The sequence below is a fragment of the Sphingomonas sp. Root710 genome (assembly GCF_001429065.1).
Taxonomy (GTDB): Bacteria; Pseudomonadota; Alphaproteobacteria; order Sphingomonadales; family Sphingomonadaceae; genus Rhizorhabdus.
In genome coordinates this window covers 870,256-885,338 of the sequence record NZ_LMIB01000012.1, presented here as the reverse complement: position 1 = coordinate 885,338, position 15,083 = coordinate 870,256, and the positions used below count along the sequence as shown (strand labels likewise).

Below are 15,083 nucleotides of genomic sequence, written 5' to 3'. Positions count from 1 at the left end.
ACGTGCAGGCCGAAGAGGAAGGACGATGACCGGCCACGCTGACGATGTCCGGCGCCTGGTGGTCACCGCCATCCGCTCGGGCGCGGCCTCGCCGGGGGCGCCACTCAGGATCGCGCCGCTGGCGGAGCGTCTGCGGATCAGCCCGATTCCGGTCCGCGAGACCTTGTCGCGGCTCGCCGGCGAGGGGCTGCTCGCCGAGCGGCCGGGCGCCGGCTATTTCGTGCCGAGGCTTCACGCCCATCAGCTGACTGAAATCTATCGGCTGCGGCTGCTGCTGGTCAGCGCGGCGGTCACGTCTCCAGTCGGTCCGGCGGCGTCCGTCCCCGCGCGTCGGGCGCCGATCGGCCCTTGGCACGCGATCGATCCGCTGCTCGCCAGCCTCGTCAACGCGGCCGGCGACGGCGCGCTCGCGGCGATATGGGCCTATAGCGACCATCGGCTGCTGCCCTATCGGCGTTGCGAGGCTGCGCCCGACATGGCCGAACATGCGGCGCTGCGCGCGCTCCTCGCCGCGATCGATGCCGACGCCACCGCGCAGATCCGCCGCATCGCCGGCCAGCACATCCGCCGCCGGATTCAGCGCTGCGAGCAGATTGTTCGCTGCGCTGCGGGCGATAATATATTGTGAGTATAGGTGGAATATCGTCGGCGCGGGATGGACCTTGGCGAGGCTGCACAGTGGCAGCTTTGACGAGGAGACAATCGATGACGAAGACCAAAACCCGGGTGACCCGGCTGGGGTCGGTCAAGGCCGAGACCCGTGGCGTCAGCCCGATCGGCGCCGACGAGCTCGACAGCTCGCCGCTGTTCCGTCCCGTCGGCTGATCGTGAAGGGAGCGGCGGCTTCGGCCGCCGCTCCTATTTCCATATGCGCGCTGTCAGCCTCGCGCCCGACGTCCATCTTGCCGTCGTCGATGGCGATCTCGTCTTCCTTGATGCCGCCTCGGACCAATATCTGTGCGTCGCGCGCCGCCACGGCGCCGCCGTGTTGGCGGCACTGGCAATGGACGCTTCCTGCACCGACTCGCACGAGATCCTCGATGCGCTGATCGCCGAGCGTCTGCTTGTCGAACAGGCCAACCCGGCACCCTGGGCGGGGCGGGTCGCCGAGACCGCGCAGGCCGACCTCGGCCGCGATCCGCCGTCGCGGCTCGGCGCAGCCGACCTCGCCAGGCTGATCGTCGCTGCCGGCCGGGTCGCCAGCGCGCTGCGGGCGGGATCGCCCGCCCGCTGGTTCGCCGAGCGGCAGGCCCGGCGGGCGCGGCGGCCACGGCGATCAAGTGCCGGCCGCGAGATGCTATGCGAGTGCGCGCGCCGGGTCGATCGGCTGCGGCCGCTCGTGCCACGGTCGGGCCGCTGTCTGGTCCGCTCCTTCCTGCTGCTCGAATATCTGCGCCTGTGCGGTGCTGACGCCCAATGGGTGTTCGGCGTCCGGACCCATCCGTTCGAGGCGCATTGCTGGGTGGAATATGATGGCATCGTCCTTACCGACACACTCGAACATGTCCGCTGGTTCACCCCGATCCTCGTCACCTGAACCGGATCCCGACCTCGACCTGCTGATCGTCCTGCGCTTGCGGGACGACGACGGCACGCGGCGGCGGGAAGCGCATCTCCGCGCGATGGTCGACGCGCATGGCGGCGACCGCCTGACCTGCTTGGCCACCGGCGCCCACTGGACGCTTTGGGGTGACCCGCGGCATATGACGGTGACATCGTCGCCGGACCGGCAGGCGATCGTCATCGGCGACCTGTTCGATCGTGACGGCCTTCGCATCGGGGGGGATCGCCTGGGGGCGCTGCTGTCCGGCGCGGGCCCTGCTCCGGCTTCGCGCGCAACCGCGCTGACCCGCCTCGCCTGGGGGCGCTATGTCGCGCTGTTCAGCGATCCGGCAACCAGGCGGCCTGGCCACGTCCTGCGCGACCCGATAGGGGGCATCGTCCTCTATGCCGCCGAAGCCGATGGGATCGTGCTGTTGTCGCCTTCCTGGCCGGCCTGGCTTTGCGGCGCGGCATCGCTTCGCCTGTCCGTCGATGACGCCAGCGTCGCCGCCCTGCTCGCTGATCCGATCGTGCCGCTGTTCAGGAGTGCAATCGCCGGGACGACCCTGCTTAAGCCTGGCCGCCTCCATGCGCTCGACAATCTCGCCGCGCCGGTCGCAAGCTGGTCGCCGCTGGCCTTCGCATCCCAGCCATGGTCCGGCTCGGCAGAGGCGGCTGGGGCCGGCCTGGTCGATATCGTCGACCGCGTCTGCCGTGCCTGGGCGAGCGATTTACCCCGCGTCGGGCTGCAACTGTCCGGCGGCCTCGATTCAGCGATCGTGCTCTCCAGTCTGGCCGCTGCCATACCACCTGCAGATATCCTCGCGATCAATCTCCACGTGCGTCACCGCGAGGGCGACGAGCGCGGCTATGCGCGCGCGGCCGCCGAATGCCATGGTGTCGGGCTCGCGGAGCGTCAACTCGCCGCCGATAATGTGGATATGTCGCAGCTGGTCCCGGCCGCGGCGCTTGCAGCGCCGCGGCTTTACGGGCTCGATGTCCAGCAGGAGGCGATGCTCGCCGCCTTTGCCCGCGATAAGGGGATCACCGCGCTCTGGACCGGACAGGGCGGCGACGCGGTCTTCTTCCAGATGCCCTATCCCGAAATGGCGGTCGATTATCGGCGCGCCCTCGGCGCGAGGGCCTATGTTTCGGCCTTCCCGTGGACGATAGCCCGGCGCGCGCAATGTTCGATCTGGCGGATCTGGGGGACGATGGCCGCCGACCAGCTCGGGTACCGCCATCGCCCACCCGCGGCGGCGGCCTATGGCGCTGGTTTCCTGACCGACCATGCGCGCGGACTGATCGCCGACCGGGCCGGGCGGCATCCCTGGCTCGATGGCGCCGAAGCGCTGCCGCCGGCCAAGCAGCGCCAGCTCGAGGCGATCGTCAACGCGCTGGTCTATCTGTCGCCCACGGCCCGCGGGCGCCGCATCGCGCTGGTCCATCCGCTGCTGTCGCAGCCGCTGATCGAATATTGCCTCGCACTGCCGGTCTTTCTGCTGTCGGCCGATGCGCGCGATCGCTCGCTGGCACGCGACGCCTTCTCCGGCCGCCTGCCCGCCGCGATCGTCGCGCGCGCCGGCAAGGGCGAGAGCAGCCGCTATTCGAACCGGGCGCTCGTCGCCAATCTCGCCTTCCTGCGCGATCATCTCCTCGCCGGAGAGCTGGTGCGGCGCGGGCTGCTCGATCGTGCGCGGCTCGCGGCCATGCTCGATGAGGACCGGCTGATGACCGAGCCTCATGCGCGGGTGCTCATCTTCTACGCCGGCGTCGAGGCCTGGCTGCGCCGCTGGTCATGAGCCTATCGGCCAAGCCTTTCGTCGAGCCAGGCGAGGACATGGCCGAGCATCTCGCGGATATTGGCCGGCGAGGCGAGCATATGATTCTCGCCGCGATAGCGGAGCAGCTCGACCGGACGGTCGCGGCGGTAGAGCGCGGTGAACAGCGCCTCCGATTGGGCCAGCGGGATGAAGTCGAGATCGCCCTGGACGAGCAACAATGGTGTCTCGATCTTGTCGGCCGCCAGTGCCGGGCTGTTGCGGAGATAGCGCTCGGGCGCCGCCCAGGGCGGTGCGCCCATGCGAAACTGGCCGCCTTCGGTCGCGCCGGGCATCGCCAGATAGTGCGCAGCGCTGTCGCTGTCGGTGCGCGGCACCAGCGTCCCATGGAGCGCGAGCAGGTTGCTTGGCGCCGCCGACGCGACGATCGCGCGATAGCGCCGGCTGCTTGCCGCGACGACGAGCGCCGCATAGCCGCCATAGCTATGCCCCCACAGCGCGATCCTCTGCGGGTCGATCCGACCGCTGGCGATCGCGGCGTCGACCGCCCGGTCGACGCCTGCGGCGATGGCGGCGGCGGGTTCATGGTTGTCGGCGGCCAGCGGCAGGCTCGGATAGAGCACCGCATAGCCGTGCGCCGCGAGCAGCAGCCCATTGGTCTCGGCGAAGATCCGGTCCGCGCCGGGGGACGGCGCGTGGTCGCGGCCGAAGACGCTGCCGGGATAGGGGACCACCACCAGCGGCGGCGGCGTCGACGCCGGCTGCGCCGGGAGCAACAGCCAGTGCGTCATCGCGCTTCCGTCGGGTGCGGTCGCCGCGAGCGCCACGGCCCGGGCGCGATCGAGCCCCGCCAGATGCATGTTGATCCGGTCGACCACCCTGGGCACCTGGCCCGCCGCCAATAGGGCCAGTTCGGCATCGCCGGCCTCGTGGCGAATGAGCAGCACCGCGCGCCGGCTTCGCGGCGCCCATGCCAGCAATTGCCGGCCGGGCGGGAGGTCGAGCAGCGCCTCGCGGGCGCGGCCGTGTAGCGTCGCCACGCCTTCGGACAGGCGACGAATCAGCGGCTGCGGCGTGAAGGGTGGCATGTTGAACATGCCGCGTCCGCCGAAATGATAGGGGTCAAGCGTGGTCGATCCGGCCGAGACGATGCCGGCGGTCCGCGCGCGCACCGCCCCGTCGAGTCCGATCCGCCAATAGGCGCCGTCGCCGAGCAGGGCGATCCCCCCGGCCGTGCTGCTGACCAACGCCGATGGCGGCGAGCGCATCATTGTCGTCAGCGGCCGGGGGCTGCCCGGTTCCAGCGCATACCAGTCGGCGCGCGCGCTTCCGCGTCTGGCGAACAGCAAGGGCATCCTGCCCGCCCAGCTGGCGGCGACGACGAGCCCGCTGCCGGCGTCGCCCGCGCCAGTCACCGCGTCGAGCCCGGGCGGCGAACAGCGGACGATGCGGCGCGCGGCGGGCTCCAGCCGCAGCAGCCGGCCGGTCTGCCATCCGCTGTCGCTATGGCCGCGCGCGAAGACCAGCAGCGCCGCGCCGGTCGGTGACCAGCGCAGCAGGTTGGGCGCGAAATCGCAGGCGAGACAAGGGTGCCAGCTGCGGCCGCTGGCGACCTCGATGATCGTGAGCGTCCGTCCGCGGCTCTGGAAATCCAGCCCGAGCGGTTCGTCGCCGCGCGGGCGCCGCAGCCCGGTCAGCGACACGATGGCGATGAACCGCCGGTCGGCCGACAGCGCGACGTCGCTGAGCTCACCGCGCCATAACAGCCGGTCGCTGCCGCTCGTAAGATCCTGCAGACGCACCTCGCGCCTGCTGTCACCCGCCGTGGCATGCGTCGAGGACAGCCAGCTCAGCGAGCTTTCGTGCCCGCCCGCCTGACGCTGCCAGCCGGCGGCGACCCGGTCGGCGGCGCCGCTCGTGCCGTCGAGCAGCCGCGGCAGCTGCGGCGAGCTGAGCTGCACGCGAATGAGTCGGTCGTCACTGAGCCATAAGGGTCCCGGCTGCGCGAAAGGCATGTCGGGCGTGCCGGCGAGCCAGCGCAGGCTGCCGCTGCGCATGTCGAACAGGCCGAGCCGCAGCCGCCGGTCGCGGAGCGCCATCACCGCGAGATAGCGGCCTGAAGGCGAGAAGCCTTCCGCCCAATAGCCGGTGTCGGTGCGCTGGTCGAACAGCGGCGTCGCGGCGGCGCCCCGGACGAGATCGATCCGCCACAGCTTCGATAGCTGGCGGGTGGTGAAGCTGCCGAGGCCATAGTCGCTTGCGCTATCATAGCGCGCGCGGCGCTCGACCACCGCCCAGCTTTCGTCCGGATCGACCCAGACATGGCCATAGCTCTGATTGCGCAGCATCGCGTCGACCGAGAAGGGCTTGGCCGGCGCCAGTCCGGCGTACAGCAGCAGCCAGACACGTACGAGCGTCTTTGCGAGGGTTAGCATCGTCCGGGTCCGATCAGCGGCCGGCGATCACCATTTCTTGCTGATCTGGAGCGCCGCGAAGCGGCCGAGCGGATCGGCGTTGGCCGGATCATAGCCATAGCCCGTCGCCATATTGACGAAGGGCGGGTCGGTGGCGAGCAGATTGGTGATGCTGAGCGAGACGGTGAGCCCCTTGGCCCAGCCGGGCCCTTGCGGGCTGTAGCGCAGCTGCGCGTCGAGCGTCGTCCAGCTGGCGATATGGCGGTTCGGCACGCTGATGTCGTCGCGATAGCCATGGACATAATTGGCAGTGAGCGTTGCGCCGAGCGGCCCGCGGTCCCAGCTGATGGTCGCCCGGCTGCGGAAATCGCTGGGATTGCCGACCGTCGCGACCCGTTCGACCAGCGCCGCCGCCGGCGTCACCTGGCTCTTATAGTCGATCAGCCAAGTGCCGTTGGCGCTGAGCTGGAGGCTGCTGGTTCCGAGCGTGAGCGCCTGGCTGAGCAGCAGGTCGACGCCCTGTACCACCGTCTTCGCGGTATTGACGTAACGCCCATCGACGATGCCGCGCAGTGAGCTGACCGGCAGCAGCACCGAGGAGACCGCGCCGGGCGTGTCGAGCAGCGCTTGCAGCCGGGCGGCATCGGCCGGATTGTTGACGGGATCGAGCAGGGTGATGAACGGCGCATAGCTCGGGTCGCGCAGCGCCCGGGTCGGATTCTCGAAAGCGGGCCGCCCGATCCGGTCGCGAAAGCGCGTCTGAAACCAGTTCGCCTCGACGCGCAGGCCCTTGAGTGCGGTCGGGGCCAAGGCCGCGCCCAATGACCAGGTCCGCGCCGTCTCCGGCTTGAGGCCGGGATTGCCGCCGCTCAGCGCCAGCACCGGCGTTCGCCCGCCGCTGGCATTGGGATATTGCGCGGTCGAAACCCGCAGCGGATCGGTCACCTCTTTGATCGAGGGCGCGCGGAACGAGGTCCCCCAGCTCCCCCGCAAGCTCAGCCCGTTCGCCGGCTCCCAGGCGAGACCCAGCTTCGGATTGGTGGTGCTGCCGACATCCTGATAATGTTCGTGCCGCACCGCCGCCGTCAGCAGCAGCCGGCGGACGCCCCACACGGCGTTGTCTGCGCCGACCAGCGGCAGCGATAATTCGGCGAAGGCCGACCCGATCCGCCGCGTCGCATCGGTTGGGATCAGCGGCGTCGGCGCTACCCCGTCGTAGAAGGTCTCGCCATGGCGCGCGAAATGCTCCCAGCGCAGGCCCGCTCCGACCGCCAGCCGCACCGTGCCGCCGGGCAGGTCGACGAGCGCGCCGTCGGCCTTGGCGACGATATCGTCGACCCGGGCATCGTCATATTCGACGCTATAGCCCTGGTTGATGAAAGCGAGCAGCGCCGCGCTGTTCGAGTGGCCGCTGCCATAGGGATTGAAATAGCCGTCACGCCGCGGATCATAGGCGGTCGCGACATTGTCAGGGGTGACGCCCAGCGCCTCGTAGAAATAGGTCGAATTGATCGTGTTGTCGTTGCGGTAGAAGGTGTGTTCGACCGCGCGTGCGCCATAGACGTCGAGCCGCCAGTCGCCGCCGAGTTTGACCGTGCCGCCGGCCGCGGCGCTCCAGGTCCTGACAGTGCCAGCGTTGCGGCTCGGGCCGAGTTCGCGCAGGAAGCTATAGCCGATGATATCCGAGGCCGCCCCGGTCGGGCTGACGAAATAGGGGTTGGTGGCGCTGATCGGAAAGGCGGTGTAGGTCGAGGCGAGCAGCAGATGGAAGCGGCGGCGGGCATAGCGCCCTTCCGCGAACAGCGTGACATCGTCGCCCGCCTGCTGCTCGGCATAGGCATAGCCGATATGGCGGGTCTGGCGCGGCAGGATGTCGGTGCCGGCGCGCTGATTGTTGAGATTGCCGCCGGGCCGGAAGCTCGCCGCGGTCAGCCCGGTTCCGTCCTGCCCGTCGGGGATCGCGAAGGCGGCCACATAGGTACCGAGCGCCGCGTCGAACCGCAGCACATTGCCGGGCATCGCATAGGGCACCCGATAGTCGTTGCCGCCGAGCGCGCGCAGGTCGGAGGTCGCGGTATAGCGCCGCGCCGCGCTGGGCAGCGCCTCGCGTCGCGAGAACTCATAGGACGCGAAGACATGGCCGGTCGGCCAGCGCAGTCCGGCGAGCTGGCCGAACTGATAGTCGCGCGCACCGCCCTTGGTGACCCCGCCGAGCCTGAGCCGGGTCTCGGCGCCCTCATAGTCCTTCTTCAGGATCATGTTGACCACGCCGCCCACCGCGTCTGAGCCGTAGATCGCCGAGGCGCCGTCGGTGAGTATCTCGATTCGCGCGATCGCGCCGACCGGGATCGATGACAGGTCGGTAAAGTCGCCGCGCCCGCCCGCCCCCGCGACACGTCGGCCATTGACGAGCACCAGTGTCGCATCCGATCCCAGCCCGCGCAGGTTGACCCCCGCGCCGAAGCCGGTGTTGGGGAAGCTGCGATCTGACGCCGTCGCGACGCTGTCCTCGGTGGCGGTGCCGCCGAAATTCTGCGGCAAGGCCGCGATCGCCTCGCTGACCGTGCCAAAGCCCGACCGCGCGATGTCCGTGGCGTCGAGCTTGAGCACCGGTGCGATCGCCGCTTGGCCGCGGATGTTCGAGCCGGTCACGATGATTTCGGCGGCATCGGGCGTCGCGTCGGGCACCACTGGCTTGGCCGGCGCCTTGCGGTCCGCGCGCGGCACCGGCTTCGGCCGCCTCGCAACCGGCTTCGCGCGTTCGCCGAGCACGACCAGCCGGCCTTCGCGCCGCACGATCGTGACCGGCGTTCCGGCCAGGAGGCGGCGCAGCGCGGTATCGGCATCGAGCCGGCCCTCGATCGCCGGCGCGCGCAGTCCCGCGACCAGCGCGCTGGTATAGAGCATCTGTCGGCCCGTCTGCGCGGCGTAGAGTTGCAGCGCATCGTCGAGCGGTGCGGCGGCCTGGTGGAAGGCGAGGCGGGGCCCGGCGCCTTCGGCCGGCATCGCGGCGAGCGCCGCGGCGAGCGCGATCGCCGGCAGCTTTAGACGCGTGCTGCCATGGCGTTGTTGCTGGTCGGTCATGATGATGTTCCCCTGTCCCGGTTACTGTCCCTGGGCCACGGCGCTTGCGCGCCTGCGTGGCGATGGGACGGGAAACGGAGCAGGGTGACCGCCACCCTGGTGGCATCGAAAATATTTTCGGGCCGCGGGGGTGGGGCGGCTAACGTTCGGTGAGAATGATCTCGCCGTCATCGCCGGTGCGGGCCTCCAGGGGGAACAGCGCGGTCACCGCCGACGCGAAGCTCTGGGCGTCGCCGGTGTCGAAGGTGCCGTTGACCGGAACCTGGCTGAGCGCCGGGACCTCGAGCCGCACCGGCCGGCGGGCATAGCGATTGACCTCGGCGATCGCCGCCCCGAGCGGCACGTCCTTGAACGAAAGCCGCCCTGCGCGCCATGCCAGCTCGGCGCCGATATCGACCGGCCGGATCGGTCCGGGCCGGCCGTCGCGGACCTCGATGCTCTGCCCGGGCGCGAGCCGTTGCGCTGGCGCGGCGGCGCCTGCCACCGAGACCTGGCCTTCGGCGAGCACGATCCGCTGCAGGTTTCCCTGGCGGCGGACCGAGAAGCTCGTGCCGAGCGCGGTGACGACCGCGCCGTCGGCCTCGACCGAAAAGGGCCGGTCGCGGTCGTGCGCGACCTCGAACCAGGCCTCGCCGCGCTCCAGCCGGACCCGCCGCGCGCGGGTGCTCATCGCGACGCTGACCGCGCTGTCGGTGTTGAGGATGACCTTGCTGCCGTCGTCGAGCATGACCGTGCGCTGTTCGCCGACCGCGGTGGCGTAACGGGGATCGTACAGCCCCCAGCCGAGCCCGGCCGCACCCGCCAGCCCGATGCCGCCGGCGATCACCGCGCGGCGCGTCGTCAGCCAGGGGGCCAGGCGTCGCCGTGGCGGCTCGCGCGTCAGCGCCGCCTGCACCGCCGTGGCGATGTCGGGATCGCCGCCCAGCGCCGCCGCGCGATCCCAGAGATATTCGATCCGCCCGAACGCCTCGCCGTTCACCGGATCGCGGCGCCACACATAGAATTGCTCGAGCAGCTCGGTCGACACCGACATCTCGTTGAGCCGGCTCAGCCATAAGGCGGCCTGCGCTTCCGGATCGTCCTGGTCATTCTCTTCGCGCATCGCGGTCCGTCCTAATAGCGCAGCTGCGCCGCGCAATGTTCGAGCGCCTTGCGCATTCGCCATTCGACCGTCTTGATCGAGAGGCCATAATGGCGGGCGATATCCGCATAGCTCATCGGCGTGAACCGCGAGAGGATGAAGACGTCGCGATAGGCCGGCGGCATGCCGAGGATGACCTGCTTGAGCAGCAGTTGCTCGGCCTGGTCGGGTTCGACCGGCAGCAGTTCGCCGGGCTCGACCGCGCGCCAGGCCGGTGTCCAGCGATGGCGGTGCGCTGCGCTGCGGCGCGTGTCGCGCAGCAGGTTGCGCGCGATCGCCAGCAGCAGCGCCCTGGGATGATGATCGCGCCCAGCCTCGGCATAGCGCGCGATGCGCAGATAGGCCTCCTGTACGAGATCCTCGGCTTCATCGGCGGCGGCGCCGAAGCGGTGGCGCAAGGTCCGCTGCAGCCAACCCGCATGCCGGCGAAAGAGCGCATCGACGCGTGTCCCGACTCCCACCGCATTCCGGCCGTCATCCTCATCCTCGTCTTCCACCGTCGCCTCCGCTCAGTGCGAAGGGCTGGAACCTGTCAGATCCGCTTGCCATGAAGCGGCCATGTCGCCGAAACGAACGGGTAAGGCAGCCATGTCCGCGACATGCCTGCTCGCCTGCACAGGGGTTTCCACGCCCCTGCCGCCGGCCGGCGCCGGCGACATGGGCAAGACTGGGCCCGACCGGACGACAGGGCAAGGGGTCGGGCGTTGGAACCTTTGTGCAAAGGCCCGCGATTTGGGAGGGTGGCGCTGCCGACGCGGTGTCGACCGCGTCCCCTGGCTCCAGCCACGCTCCTATGCTGCGGCGCCCGACGATGCTTTCCCTAGGGCAAAGCTGCCCGGTCAGGCAACGCGCCGCTGCGCGGCGCTGCGATGCCGTGTGGGGCAGCGATGCCCCGTACCGATGACGGCCGGGCGGCGAGTCGCCGGCACGCGCGGTGCAGCGGGGGCAACGCACCAGTTTCTCGTGCGAACTCCGCCAGATTCTGCCGAACGCTCGCCATGTCCCGCCGCCGACTCGGAAAAGCTCATCGGAGGTTCCGGCTAGCGCCGCATGTAGCGCCGTCATGCGCGGCTTTTTCGGCTGCCGCGCGCACCATCGGGGCGGGGGAGACAGGAGACGCCATGACCGATTCCGATGTGACGCCCAACTGGCAGGACAGCCGCCTCTATCAGCCGCTCACCGGCTTCGACCATGCCGGGCTCGCCTGGGAGTTCGTGCGGCGCAATGCCGACTATCGTGCGGCGGCGATGAAGCTTGGCACCGTTTCGGGGGACACGCGGGCCGGGACCAACATCCTGCCCGGCGGCTTTCCCGGCGGCGAACCCTGGGGGCTGTCCTTTCGCTGAGGATCCACGGCGGCGCGCCGACCAGGCGCGCCTCTTCTGGACCGCGGCGGCCGACCCGCATGTCGTGTCGCTCGAAGCGCTGCCAGGCACCATGCCGGGGGTGCCCGCGATCGATTTCACACGGCTCGGCGGCGACCTCTTCGTTCAGCCTGATGGCACCGGCGGCGAACGGGTGTTGCTGCGGCGGGACGGCGTGCAGTTGCGGCTCGACGTCGCCATGGGCACCGTCCTCGAAGGTCCGGTCGTGCCGCGCGTCATCCTGCTGGGTATCGATGGCCTCGCGCCCCCACTACTGACCCTGCGCCGTCTCGCCGGCCTGTCGCATCGTGGCGTGCTGCCGCCGGCGTTGCGCCCGCGATCCCGGCGCGCGGCGCGCTTGGCGCAGATGGTCCAGCTGCTCGACGGGCTTCGCGCCGGGGCGTCGCAGCGCGACCTCGCCGTGGCGCTGTTCGGCGCCGGGCGGGTCGCCGCCGAATGGCGCGGCCTTTCCGATCATATGCGCCTCAAGGTCCGCCGGCTGGTGCGCGAGGCCCGCCGTCTCGCCGCCGGTGGCTACCGCGCGCTGCTGCGCCGGGAATGACCGGCGATACGATCGCGGAGCAGTTTCGGCTTGGCATCGGCGTGCTTTCGCGCGAGTCTTGAGTTTATGAAGCGGCGTCTCGATCATCTGCCCGAAGCCAAGCGGCGTGAAATCGCGCATGTCGTCGAGCGGCTGCGCAGCGGTTTCGCCGAGGCGATCGCGGGTCGCCGCGCCGATCGCTTCCGCGATGGCCAGATCCTCAAGATCATCCTGTTCGGATCCTATGCGCGCGGTGACTGGGTCGACGATCCGATCGGCCGCTATTTCTCCGACTATGACATCCTCATCGTCGTCAACCATGACGACCTTGCCGACATTCCCGAATTCTGGCTCGACACCGACGCCCGGCTATTGGCGGACCTGGCCGCCGGCGATGTGCTGCGCACCCCGGTCAACTTCATCGTCGACAGTCTCGCGACCGTGAACGACAAGCTCGCGCGCGGCCGCTATTTCTTCCTCGACATCCTGCGCGAAGGTATCCTGCTCCACGCCGAGCCCGGCCACCCTTTCGTGCGGCCGACGTCCCTGTCGGCCGAGGCGGCGCTGCAGGAGACGCGCGGCTATTTTGACGAGTGGTTTGAGAGTGCTTCACGCTTTTACGTGAACGCTCAGGACAATATTGCTCGCGGGTGGGAGAAGGAGGCTGCTTTCCTGCTTCACCAAGCCGCAGAGCGCTTCTATCACTGCCTGTTCCTGGTCCGGACGCTCTACAGTCCCAAGACCCATAATCTCAACCGGCTGCGTAACCTCTCCGAGGAGATCGAACCGGGCCTCAAGCAGGTCTGGCCTAATGGCGCCAAGTTCGAGCGCCGCTGTTATGAGCTGCTCCGCGCCGCCTATGTGAAGGCGCGCTATTCCGACGAATATCGGATTTCGGCCGAAGAGCTTGCCTGGCTGGCCGAGCGGGTCGGTCTGCTCGGCGAGCTGGTCCGAGGTCTCTGCGAGGCGCGATTGGAGAGGCTGGCGGAAGCCGCCTGAGCAGCCGGGCGCCCCGGCCGCTGGTAGCGGCCGGCCGCGCTCTACTCCGACCGCTGTAGGCGGTCTCCGCCGAGTCCCGCGCCGGGTCTCGGCCATCCGGTGACAGCGGGGCGTCGCCGACTCACCGGAGCGGAGCATAATCTTCTTCTGTAATTGGAGGTCAGGTCATGCTCTTTGTGGGATTGGACGTCTCGGTAGCCGAGACCAGCGTTTGTATTATGGATCGAGACGGCGGTCTTGTACGGGAGGGGAAGGTCCAAACCGATCCAGAGGCGATCGGGCGTTACCTAGCGAAGCATGCGCGGGATGCCGAGCGCATTGGGCTGGAAGCTGGTGGGTCGAGCAGCTGGTTATGTCGAGAACTGCGGAGCCAAGGCTTGCGGGTGGTTCATATGGAGGCCCGGCATGCGCACCGTGCTCTCTCCATGCACATCAACAAGACAGATCGGAACGATGCAAGGGGGCTTGCGGAGCTGATGCGGGTCGGATGGTATAAAGCCGCCCATGCGAAATCGGTCGAGGCGCATCGCCGCGGATCCCTTCTCCTTGCGCGGCAGCGGCTTATCAATATGCGGCGAGACCTCGAAAACCAGGCGCGCAATATCATGAAGACGACTGGCACAATGTTGGGCAGCACGGCCGGGCGGGGCTTCAGCAATCGTGTTCGAGCCGCGTGCGAGCGGAACGAAGTTTTGGCGGCGATGTGCATGCCACTCCTGAAGGTCGTCGCCACGATCCGCGATCAGATCAAGGAATATGACCGATTGCTACTCGGCATTGCGCGGAGGGACGAGACCGCTAAGCGGCTTATGACGGTGCCGGGTGTCGGTGCCCTTACCTCTCTCGCATTCATGAGCGCGATCGACGATCCGGCGCGGTTCAAGCGATCTACCGATGTCGGCGCCTATCTCGGCCTTACGCCGCGTCGACACCAGTCTGGAGAGATGGACTGGTCTGGCCGCATATCGAGATTGGGGGACGGTCTCGCGCGGACGTATCTGTTCGAGGCGGCGTCAGTGCTCGTAGGGCGCATCGAGCGATGGTCCGCCCTGAAGGCGTGGGGCGTGCGATTGACCAAACGAGTCGGTTTAAAAAAAGGCCAGGATTGCCGTCGCACGAAAGATTGCGGTAATCCTCCATTGTATTTGGGTTGATGGCACGGAGTTCGAATGGGCAGCCCAAACCGCCGAAGCTTGAGACCATTGATCCTCCCAGTTCTGCTCGCCTGAGCAGATCGTCCGGCCGGGACGATGGGGCTGATGACCTCGCAGCGATCGTTGTGGCCTTGGACCACGCGGGTAACGATGAGGCATCTAACCGACGTAGCCCATAGTGAGGCGGCGGCAGCCGACCTCGGAAAGAACGACGAGCCCGGCAACGATGATCTCGATCAGGATGGCGATTTGTACTGGATAGATGGCCGTCCACTTTTGTTGTCGTTGGACGCAGTGCTGCCGTAACCTTATCAAAGGGCTGCGATGGAGAGGCTCAGTTCCGTGGACATCTTCGCTACTGGCAGGGGTTTTCCAGACTGCTAAAGGCGCACTCGAAGTTTTTTGATAAGATCAAGATTAGCTTTGTTGATAGCCGCATCGACTTCTGGAGCGGCCACGGCATCCGCGAAATTGACCTTCGCTCTGCTAGCAAAGGCCGTCGGCGGCAGGCGAAGAAGGATTGAAGGGGAGTACACACTGCGTGTTTCGACCAAAACTTCATCGAACTGAGCCCTGATCTGTATCACGAATGGGGTATTGCCGTTGGTGGTTTCTGCAGCTTCGAACCAGCCTTCCGGCGTTTTCTCATGACTGCATTTTGCGTGGGTCGAATCTTTTGTCAAAAGCGCTCCAGCAACACCACCAACAACACCGGCGGCAGAATTCGCTGCAACCGCCGCGTTGTTGAAGTAAATCTGATACGATAGGATATTCAATGTATGTCCGTCGAGCGCGGTCCCAAGTTCCTCTGCTAGTGCAGTTTTGAGGGCGGTTATCCGATCTCGGGATCGACCCTCATCACTTAGGACGCGGATACCATATTGGCAGGAAGTTATAAGAAGAGACAGCGTCCTCGGCCGATCTTCACCTGCGATTCGGTTATCTGAGAAAATGAATGATGTAGGTGGGGCCGCAGCGACCATCCCGACATTTATAACGCAAACTGCGAGTGCAGTAAGGTTTTGCCAGTTCATGGTCCTCATCATCGCTCGATTGTTTGATT

At 67.9% G+C, this 15,083-nt stretch carries 12 protein-coding genes; 7 read left to right on the top strand and 5 right to left on the bottom strand.

What is annotated here, in order from left to right; genetic code table 11:
• Positions 1 to 25: 25 nt before the first annotated feature.
• From ASE00_RS14075 to ASE00_RS14065, 3 genes are all read left to right on the top strand, one after another.
• Positions 26 to 628, top strand: a complete 603-nt coding sequence (locus ASE00_RS14075) for a GntR family transcriptional regulator (RefSeq protein WP_056381227.1) — start codon at positions 26 to 28, stop codon at positions 626 to 628.
• Positions 629 to 868: 240 nt separating this feature from the next.
• Positions 869 to 1,537 carry a lasso peptide biosynthesis B2 protein gene (locus ASE00_RS14070; protein WP_056381224.1) on the top strand — a complete coding sequence of 223 codons (669 nt, stop codon included), beginning with the start codon at positions 869 to 871 and terminating at the stop codon, positions 1,535 to 1,537.
• The gene (locus tag ASE00_RS14065; RefSeq protein WP_056381222.1) at positions 1,503 to 3,344 is read left to right on the top strand and encodes an asparagine synthase-related protein; all 1,842 of its coding nucleotides are present in this window, start codon (positions 1,503 to 1,505) and stop codon (positions 3,342 to 3,344) included. Before ASE00_RS14070 ends, ASE00_RS14065 begins: the two co-directional genes overlap by 35 nt.
• A 2-nt stretch (positions 3,345 to 3,346) precedes the next feature.
• Here the strand turns inward: ASE00_RS14065 and ASE00_RS14060 are convergent, their stop codons facing one another.
• From ASE00_RS14060 to ASE00_RS14045, 4 genes are all read right to left on the bottom strand, one after another.
• Positions 3,347 to 5,758, bottom strand: coding sequence for an alpha/beta hydrolase family protein (locus tag ASE00_RS14060; RefSeq protein ID WP_056381220.1), 2,412 nt, complete (start codon positions 5,756 to 5,758; stop codon positions 3,347 to 3,349).
• 27 nt (positions 5,759 to 5,785) lie between these two features.
• On the bottom strand, positions 5,786 to 8,821 hold the full coding sequence (locus tag ASE00_RS14055) for a TonB-dependent receptor (protein ID WP_056381218.1): 3,036 nt from the start codon (positions 8,819 to 8,821) through the stop codon (positions 5,786 to 5,788).
• Between the two features lie 139 nt (positions 8,822 to 8,960).
• The gene (locus tag ASE00_RS14050; protein ID WP_056381217.1) at positions 8,961 to 9,923 is read right to left on the bottom strand and encodes a FecR family protein; all 963 of its coding nucleotides are present in this window, start codon (positions 9,921 to 9,923) and stop codon (positions 8,961 to 8,963) included.
• 11 nt (positions 9,924 to 9,934) lie between these two features.
• Positions 9,935 to 10,459, bottom strand: coding sequence for an RNA polymerase sigma factor (locus ASE00_RS14045; RefSeq protein ID WP_200957928.1), 525 nt, complete (start codon positions 10,457 to 10,459; stop codon positions 9,935 to 9,937).
• A 624-nt stretch (positions 10,460 to 11,083) separates the two neighbouring features.
• On the opposite strand from ASE00_RS14045, the gene ASE00_RS14040 reads away from it, so the two are divergent.
• From ASE00_RS14040 to ASE00_RS14025, 4 genes are all read left to right on the top strand, one after another.
• Positions 11,084 to 11,308: a transcriptional regulator domain-containing protein gene (locus ASE00_RS14040; protein WP_056381214.1), complete on the top strand. Its 225-nt coding sequence runs from the start codon at positions 11,084 to 11,086 to the stop codon at positions 11,306 to 11,308.
• A gap of 64 nt (positions 11,309 to 11,372) precedes the next feature.
• Positions 11,373 to 11,888, top strand: coding sequence for a DUF2285 domain-containing protein (locus ASE00_RS14035; protein WP_056381211.1), 516 nt, complete (start codon positions 11,373 to 11,375; stop codon positions 11,886 to 11,888).
• 66 nt (positions 11,889 to 11,954) lie between these two features.
• Positions 11,955 to 12,866, top strand: a complete 912-nt coding sequence (locus tag ASE00_RS14030) for a HEPN domain-containing protein (RefSeq protein ID WP_056381209.1) — start codon at positions 11,955 to 11,957, stop codon at positions 12,864 to 12,866.
• Between the two features lie 167 nt (positions 12,867 to 13,033).
• Positions 13,034 to 14,020 (top strand): IS110 family transposase, encoded by a 987-nt coding sequence (locus ASE00_RS14025; protein WP_200957927.1) that lies wholly within the window; start codon positions 13,034 to 13,036, stop codon positions 14,018 to 14,020.
• A 380-nt stretch (positions 14,021 to 14,400) separates the two neighbouring features.
• Here the strand turns inward: ASE00_RS14025 and ASE00_RS23535 are convergent, their stop codons facing one another.
• Entirely contained in the window at positions 14,401 to 15,054 is a 654-nt protein-coding gene (locus ASE00_RS23535; RefSeq protein WP_156405428.1) for a hypothetical protein, read from the bottom strand.
• Positions 15,055 to 15,083 lie beyond the last annotated feature (29 nt).